The organism is Moorena sp. SIO4E2, from assembly GCF_010671945.1.
GTDB lineage: Bacteria > Cyanobacteriota > Cyanobacteriia > Cyanobacteriales > Coleofasciculaceae > Moorena > Moorena producens.
The window spans coordinates 1-8,145 of sequence record NZ_JAAHIE010000346.1; the positions used below are offsets into that span (position 1 = coordinate 1).

An 8,145-nucleotide genomic window follows, 5' to 3' on the forward strand; every position below is an offset into this window, starting at 1 on the left:
GTAAAACTATTGCTAGCGCTAGTGCTGACAAGACTGCCAAACTCTGGAATAAGAATGGTAAGTTACTGCACACCCTATCTGGTCATGAGAAAGTGGCACAAAATTACTCCGGCCTGAAAGAAACCAATAGGAACTATAGATAGTAAATATTTTGGAATTTGGTTTAATTTACTTCTTGATTTATACAGCATTATCACTCCCATACCTGTGGCAATAAAGGTATGCATCGCAATTGCCCAAAATATTGGAGATGAATTTTGTACCCCCACCTTATCAACGTTTGAGGTAATACTAAAAATTAAAGCTACGGTTAACATTAGCTGAGGGCCTCGTTGCTTGAGTAGCCCTTTAAAAGGGGCGAGGTAACCGTTTCTTTTCTCTTTCAAATTTAAGCTATAAGACCCAACCACAATCATGAGAATTCCTACCATATCTAAGGGGGTGGGATATTCTCCAACAATGATTGGGGATGTCACTAATAAAAATAACGGGGTGAAGGTCATAAAGGGAACGGTAATGGATAAGTCAGACCGACTCAATGCTTGGATATACAAGCTCATCGCTACCACATTCAGAGACCCTCCGACCATTAAGGCTAAGCCAAAATTTTGGCCTAATTCCGGAATTTCAATCACAAAAAGGAGGGGCAGTAAAACAGGTAAAGAAAAAAATAATACTGCCCAAGAAATAATGTAAGCATCAACATTTTTGAGCCCTCGCTTACTCGTCAAATCCTTGCCAGAGGCAAAAAGAGCTGTTAGACTAGCGAATATTAACCAAAGCATAGTAGTGCTAACCTGTAGTTTAGTCAGAATAGGGATAATGAGTGAATAGCAGACTTAACTAGCCTAGCTTAAAGCATAAGTTAAGGCATAAGTTAAGACATAGTTAAATTGAGGATTTATGGTTAACTGTTGACTGTTGACTGTTGACTGTTACCCGTCACTAAGCAACCCTATAAAAGTAGATAAGTTAACTAAAACAGTTAACTAGAACAGTTGACTAAAACAGTTAACTGTGTATTAGCAGAAGCAGTTAGCGATCGCACTGACACAGTTAGCTTTTGAATCATCCTCTGTTACCCGATCTCCCCATCAGTGCTAACAGAATGTAAGCTAAGGCACATTTAGCAATGGTTAACTAATGGTTAACTAATGGTTGAGAGTTGGGGGAGGTAATAAGTCTCGCGCCATAATAGGCAAATTAGGTCTCGGGATACCTGGACATCCTCCAAGTAATTTTGATCTGGTCAATCCCGGGAAAAAATCCAAATTGATCAACAAAATGATCAAAAATTTACTAGAAACATGATAATGTTGAAAGTTAATCTATCAGCTATCAGCTATCAGCTATCAGCTATCAGCTATCAGCTATCAGCCAAAGGCCAACCTACTGATTGGTGCTTTTGAATAAAATAACGTGACGGCTGACAGCTGACGGCTGAATGCTTATGTTGACAGTAAATTAGATTGACAATAACCAAGTCAAAAAAAACCTGTTGACCTATCCCACGTTCACGTAATCGAAATGCTATCGGTCTGATGGGCGTGGGACTGTTGCAACAGGTCGGGGATGTAAAACCTCAGCTTAGTCGCAAAACTCAACTTAGGCAATCCCCGGTCAAGTGACAAGCCAGTACCGTAGCGTCAGCTTGGAGTCTGGTAATTCACAAGACGATTTCCGCGCCTTGGGTAAAAATCATACCGGTGCGCTAGATGGGTGCAGGGGATAGGGTCAAACCGATGCAGTCGGCCAAAGGGGGAAACCCCTACTCGCCCTTTGCATCAAGAAAATGAACAATTTTCTTTTCTAGTGACCTCCGGAGAACTCAACTGGTATATTATGGGCGGGTGTGTTCACCGAAAAGGGACACATCTGTAAATTCCCTACTTCGACACACAGGTATTAAGTCATGGAAACACAATTCTTGATATCGAATCAGAGTATGAACAAATATATGAGGTTAACTACCAAATTATTAGTCCTGGTTGCTCTCCTAGGAGCAGTTAGTGCTTGTAAGGGTCGCCAAATCGAAGAGGCTCCCCAGAGTGCAAATCAAGTAGAACCAATTCCTGAAGCTGAGGAAGAAAAGGCTTCTCGCTTTAACATTCCCTTCTTTAATCTGGGTAGGAACCAGGAGGAGGCAGAACCAACGGATACAGCACTGTTAGAAGACCCATCAACTACAGAAGCTGAAACACCGAGTATTCAACCAGAGCAACCGATCGCACAAGCACAGCCGACTACAACTGATCCCTTTGCACAGCCAGAGGAGGATACTGTTGCTCAAGGAACTACCGTCATCAGTGAGTCTAGTGCTCCAGCGACTACAGCAAGCTCAGCAACTACAGGAAGTTCTGGTACAGTAGTATACGAAGATAATGACCCCATACCAGCCCTATGGTAAAGGGCACTACCTGTAGTTGTTTAAAAGGTTGGGGAAGAGATTAGAGATTGGGGATTAGGGGATGGGTCAAAAGCAGAAAGGATGAAAAATAAAGGTTGAAGAATAAAGCTTGAAGTAAAAAGGATAAAAAATAAAGGTTGAAGGAGGAAATGGGTTGATCGGACTTAAGGTTGACTAAAAACGTTATCCACAACCTACGAGTTACACTTCCCACTTCCCACTTCATACTTAATAGTTCATCCTTGATACTTCATACTTAATAGTTCATCCTTGATAGTTCATCCTTGATACTTTCCCCAATCCCTAGTCTCCACTCTCCTTAACCTATGAAAGCAGCAAGTGACATTCTGATTATTGGCGGTGGCATTATCGGTTTAGCGATCGCTGTAGAACTGAAACAGCGTGGGGCAACAGTAACTGTTGTCACCCGCAATTTCCAAGAAGGTGCCACCCTAGCTGCAGCGGGAATGTTAGCACCATTCTCAGAAGCGCTCCCCATTGGTCCGATGCTAGATTTAGGCTTGTGGTCCCACTCACTGTATCCTCAATGGTGTACCAAACTGGAACAGATGACTGGTGTGGCAACGGGCTATTGGCCCTGTGGCTTTTTAGCACCGGTCTATGAAGGGGCAGCAGGAAATCAGCAACACCAGCTCAGCAACCAAACCGGAGTTGCTGACTGGTTAGACAAAGATACAATTCATTGCTATCAATCCGGTTTAAGCTCAGAAGTGGTTGGTGGTTGGTGGTACCCAGAAGATGCTCAGGTGGTTCCCCAAGCACTCAGTAAAGCCCTGGGACTGGCTGCCCAAGAATGGGGAGTAGAGCTGCGTGAAGGGATAGCTGTGGAGGCAATTCAGCAGCGCAATCGCTTAGTCTCTGGGATTAGAACCTCCGCAGGGGAACTCCATGCAGACCATTATGTCCTGGCAACTGGAGCCTGGTCTAATCAACTGTTGCCCTTGCCAGTGGCTCCAAAAAAAGGTCAGATGCTGTCAGTAAAAGCCACTAAAAATTATCAACACCCCTTGCCACTACAGCGAGTGTTACATGGCTCTGAGGTTTATCTAGTCCCCCGTCGAGATGGACGAATTCTGATTGGTGCAACAGTAGAGGATGTGGGTTGGCAGCCTGACAACACTACTGCTGGAATTAACCGTTTGTTAGAATCAGCTATCCGGCTATATCCGGAAATCCAACACTGCTCGATTCATGAGTGTTGGTGGGGATTTCGACCAGCAACACCTGACGAATTACCAATTCTTGGCACTGGTCCTTGCCAAAACCTGAGCCTGGCTACGGGTCACTACCGCAACGGTATTTTGCTGGCTCCGGTAACAGCTTTGTTGCTGGCTGACCTGATTGAGAAGCAAAAGTCTGACCCATTGTTAGATCAATTTCGATACGACCGACTTTACCATCAACCAGCCTCAAGTCAAAGCAGTCCTAATCTAATAAGATTATCTAGTAACTCCTCCTCAACACCAGTGCTGCACTATAATTTTGCTACGGTCCGGGACTCTCACTCTGACAATGGGAAGGAACCATCCCCAGCTGATTTACTGACCATTGCGGGAAAAACCTTTCGGTCTCGTCTGATGACTGGCACAGGTAAGTATGACTCTCAACAGGTAATGGCTGAAAGTATTGCGGCTAGTGGCAGTGAAATTGTAACGGTGGCTGTGCGTCGGGTACAAACTAAAGCACCAGGACACGAAGGGCTAGCGGAATCCCTGGATTGGAGGAAACTGTGGATGTTACCCAACACCGCAGGCTGTAAAACGGCGGAAGAAGCGGTGCGAGTGGCACGGCTTGGTCGGGAAATGGCGAAGCTATTGGGTCAAGAAGACAATAATTTTGTGAAACTGGAAGTGATTCCTGATCCTAAGTATTTACTCCCTGACCCCATTGGTACTCTACAGGCAGCAGAGCAACTGGTAAAAGAAGGGTTTGCGGTTTTACCCTATATTAATGCGGATCCGTTATTAGCCAAACGCCTAGAAGAGATAGGATGTGCTACGGTGATGCCTTTGGGTTCACCCATTGGTTCGGGACAGGGCATCAAGAATGCTGCCAATATTGAAATCATCATTGAGGAAGCTGGAGTGCCGGTGGTGGTAGATGCTGGCATAGGTAGCCCCAGTGAAGCCACCTATGGGATGGAGTTAGGGGCAGATGCGTTATTGATTAATAGTGCGATCGCATTAGCAGGTAATCCGATCATGATGGGAAAAGCGATGGGAATGGCCACCGAAGCTGGTCGTCTGGCTTACCTAGCTGGTCGTATTCCAATTAAAAACTATGCTAGCGCTAGCTCACCCTTGACTGGTACCATTAGCTAGCTTACAAATTCATAGATCAAAGAACTTGTCAAGGTCTAGGACTGGATTAATACTTTAACGTAACAAATCAAGCTAATCAGGAAAACTGAAGAGTAGTTATGCCAATTTTTGTTACATTCTTTGTTACATTTATATAAATAAAGTAAAAAAAGGTTGTAATCCATGCCATATACAGTAGAAGAGGGCGGGCGTTTAAACAATTTTGCTAAAGAGCCAAAAGTTTACCAGGCAGAGCCACCCACTGCAGCAGAAAAGCGCAACTACCTGATCTTGGGTCTAACAGCCCTGATTTTAGTAAGTGGCTTGATCTTTGTGGCTTTCTCAGCCTCTGGTGTGAGCTAGGTACTGCACAGAAGAAAGCTGTTGAAAAGCCACTTCAGTTCAAGGGTCTGGTTGCCATTAAAGCTTTTTGATGGCTTCCATCGCTTCTTGATAATTTTCAGTTCTGCCTTGTTCTTGGAATAAATCAGCCGCTTTTTTGAAATCCTGAATCGCTTCCTCAACCTTATTGAGGTCAAGTCTGGCTAGACCCCGTTTATAAAACGCATCGGCAAAAGTGGGTTCAATTTTTAGAGTTTCTGTGTAATCAGCTACAGCAGCTTGATACTGTTTGAGCTTACTGCGAGTTAAACCGCGTTGGTAGTAAGCCATAGCATTTTTAGGGTTAATCGAGAGAGCTCGATCGTAATCCGCAATTGCTTGGAAATAGTTCTCTACTTCACTGTAGGCATTACCTCGACTGAGATAAACCGTATCATTATCGGGTGTCAGAGCAATAGCCTTGGAAAAATCAGCGATCGCTTCGATGAACTTCTTTTGCACAAAATAGGCATAACCACGGTTGCTATAGGCTTCACCATAGTCGGTTTTAATCTTGATAGCAGCAGTGTAATTATCAATCGCTTCTTGATAATTCCCCTGAATGTGGTGGACGTAGCCGAGATTGTAGTTTATATCAGGGTCATAGGGTTCCAGCTGCAAAGCCTGTTTGAAATTTGCCATTGCCTCTGGATAATTACCATTATCTAGTTGATCCACGCCCCGGTTGTAGAATTCAACAGCACTCATCCGGGGTATAGTTCTCACTGGCAATTCCGTATTAAAAGGGTCTTTCTCAACAGAGGGTTTTTCAGTAGTAGCTGGTTTCTCCTCCACAGGTTGGGCTTGAGTAGTAGCTGGTTTCTCCTCCACAGGTTGGGCTTGAGTAGTAGCTGGTTTCTCCTCCACAGGTTGGGCTTGAGTAGTAGCTGGTTTCTCCTCCACAGGTTGGGCTTCAGTATTAGTTGGCTCTTGCTTTGACGTAGGCTTTTGATTATCTGGCTCAGATCGGATAATGACTGGAACTGGAAGTGGCTCCTGCTGAGCATAGACAGTTGCGGTAAATCCAGTCAGTATTGTGGCAAGTCCTAGACTAGAGATAGTTAAATAAGTTGGTTTCATGGTATTCCTTACAAAGCCTGATGATTTCCAGAATTGTTACCGTGTGCAGTTGTCTAAAATCGCTCTATTAACTTGACTTAACTATCTATCACACATCTGGTGAGTGTCCAACCGGTAACAGAAAATACATAGGGGCAAGTACGATTAGTTAAAGATGAGACAATTAAGCAGCTGAGTTGACGTTTAATAGAGATGCTCAAAGAGATGCTCAAGAAAATTGCACCACTACTGCTGCTAGTGTTGAGTCTGGCTATACATGGCTGCACAACTGGTGCCAGTGGTCTACAAAGCTATGTAGACAGCCTTAACGGTTATCAGTTTTTGTATCCCAACGGTTGGGTCCCGATCAAGGTGACTGATGGACCCGATGTAGTGTTCCACGATATTATAGAAACCACCGAAAATGTTAGTGTGGTGATTAGCCCAGTGCCGGAAGGCAAGAGCCTTGCTGATTTAGGTACACCCTCAGAAGTGGGGTATCAGCTGCAAAAAAATGCCATTGCTCCTCCCGATTCTGGTCGCACAGCCGAGTTGGTTAATGCTGAAGCTCGTGAGGTAGCAGAAAAGACGTATTACCTTTTAGAATACAACGTCCAACTTCCCAACCAAGAACGGCACAACCTCGCCAGTGTGGTGGTCAACCGTGGCAAGCTCTACACCTTCAATGCTTCCACCACCGAACGACGCTGGGGTAAGACCAAAAATTTATTGGAGGCAGTGGTTAAGTCCTTTTCAGTGAACTATTAAACAGTTGTTCGCGTAGGGTGGCCTAAAGGCCAAGGTAGCAGGTTTGAAGGGTTGAAGGTTACAGGTTGTTTGGTTGTTTGGTTGTTTAGTTGTTCGCCAAAGGCGTGCTAATCAGGTACAGTCTTTTTTGACGCTGATTTCCTTAAAACCCTCTTGCCTATTGCCTTAAAAAAATAAGCAATGTCGCTCAAACGTTTCTGAAAATTGCTATATGGATGTGCCGACTTTTGTATTAGCTTCAGCTTCTAATGCTCGCAGACGATTGTTGCAAACTGCTGGTATTGAACCGGTGGTCTGCCAAAGCAATTTTGACGAATCTCAAGTGCAGCATCCAGAACCAGCAACGTTAGTGCAGATTCTAGCTGAACAAAAAGCAAAAACTGTTGCTGATCAATTTAGCGACGCTCTGGTATTAGGCTGTGATTCCCTATTGAGTATCGAAGGTAAGATTTATGGGAAACCCCCTAACCCCTCTGAAGCAATCGCTCGTTGGCAACAGATGCGAGGGACGACTGGGGAACTCTATACAGGTCATGCTTTAATTGACTTATCTCGGAACAAAACCATAGTGCGCTGTGGTGTAACGCGAGTTTATTTTGCCAATGTAAGCGATCGCGCTATAGAAGCCTATGTTGCTACTGGTGAACCCCTTAAATGTGCTGGTGCCTTTGCTTTGGAAGGTAGAGGGGGAATCTTTGTTGACAAAATCGAAGGCTGTCATAGTAATGTTATTGGTCTTAGCTTACCCCTACTCCATCGAATGTTACAGGAACTAGGATATGAAGTTACTGATTTTTGGCAATAGGTATAGTAATTGGTGATTAGTCATTTTCTTGATGCAAAGCGGGAGTGGGGGAAACCCCCGCAGGTCGGCGCTGCATCGCTTGTAATTACCAGTAGACTGTTAGCTGACTACTAAAAACTAAGAACTAAGAACTAAGGACTAGGGCAACAAAAAAATCTATGACCACTAAAGACGACTTTAAACAACAAATCAAGGCAGGTAACATTAGGGATGCCCTGACCCTATCCCTAGGTGAAGCAGTGGAGTTAGAAATTACGACTTGGGTATCCTCATCTAGCCCAGCTCCTCATTCCTCAGCTGAGCTAGACCAGCCAACCTCTGATTGTCAAATGCGTACTCGCATGAATATTGTTGATGGTGAAATCAACAACGAAGTTGGTTCAGAGTTTATGGGCAATGGACCT

At 44.4% G+C, this 8,145-nt stretch carries 7 protein-coding genes and 1 pseudogene; 6 read left to right on the top strand and 2 right to left on the bottom strand.

Annotation, left to right across the window (positions count from 1 at the left end; all coding sequences use genetic code 11):
• Positions 1–74: 74 nt before the first annotated feature.
• Positions 75–785, bottom strand: coding sequence for an EamA family transporter (locus F6K37_RS26565; RefSeq protein ID WP_287253358.1), 711 nt, complete (start codon positions 783–785; stop codon positions 75–77).
• Between the two features lie 1,127 nt (positions 786–1,912).
• On the opposite strand from F6K37_RS26565, the gene F6K37_RS26570 reads away from it, so the two are divergent.
• The 3 genes from F6K37_RS26570 to psb34 all read left to right on the top strand — a co-directional run bounded on the left by F6K37_RS26570 (position 1,913) and on the right by psb34 (position 5,091).
• A complete protein-coding gene (locus tag F6K37_RS26570) occupies positions 1,913–2,407 on the top strand; it encodes a RodZ family helix-turn-helix domain-containing protein (protein WP_075873601.1) in 495 nt (164 codons plus the stop codon).
• Positions 2,408–2,733: 326 nt separating this feature from the next.
• Entirely contained in the window at positions 2,734–4,749 is a 2,016-nt protein-coding gene (gene thiO, locus F6K37_RS45665) for a glycine oxidase ThiO (RefSeq protein WP_287253360.1), read from the top strand.
• Positions 4,750–4,911: 162 nt separating this feature from the next.
• Complete coding sequence (gene psb34, locus F6K37_RS26580; RefSeq protein ID WP_008178251.1) at positions 4,912–5,091, top strand: photosystem II assembly protein Psb34; 180 nt, start codon at positions 4,912–4,914, stop codon at positions 5,089–5,091.
• 57 nt (positions 5,092–5,148) lie between these two features.
• Here the strand turns inward: psb34 and F6K37_RS26585 are convergent, their stop codons facing one another.
• Positions 5,149–6,189, bottom strand: coding sequence for a tetratricopeptide repeat protein (locus F6K37_RS26585; RefSeq protein WP_287253363.1), 1,041 nt, complete (start codon positions 6,187–6,189; stop codon positions 5,149–5,151).
• 204 nt (positions 6,190–6,393) lie between these two features.
• On the opposite strand from F6K37_RS26585, the gene psbP reads away from it, so the two are divergent.
• The 3 genes and pseudogenes from psbP to F6K37_RS26600 all read left to right on the top strand — a co-directional run.
• A complete protein-coding gene (gene psbP / locus F6K37_RS26590) occupies positions 6,394–6,936 on the top strand; it encodes a photosystem II reaction center PsbP (protein WP_044491972.1) in 543 nt (180 codons plus the stop codon).
• A 211-nt stretch (positions 6,937–7,147) separates the two neighbouring features.
• The gene (locus F6K37_RS26595) at positions 7,148–7,741 is read left to right on the top strand and encodes a Maf family protein (protein ID WP_287253366.1); all 594 of its coding nucleotides are present in this window, start codon (positions 7,148–7,150) and stop codon (positions 7,739–7,741) included.
• A gap of 158 nt (positions 7,742–7,899) precedes the next feature.
• A pseudogene (locus F6K37_RS26600) lies at positions 7,900–8,145 on the top strand (hypothetical protein); the annotation flags it as partial.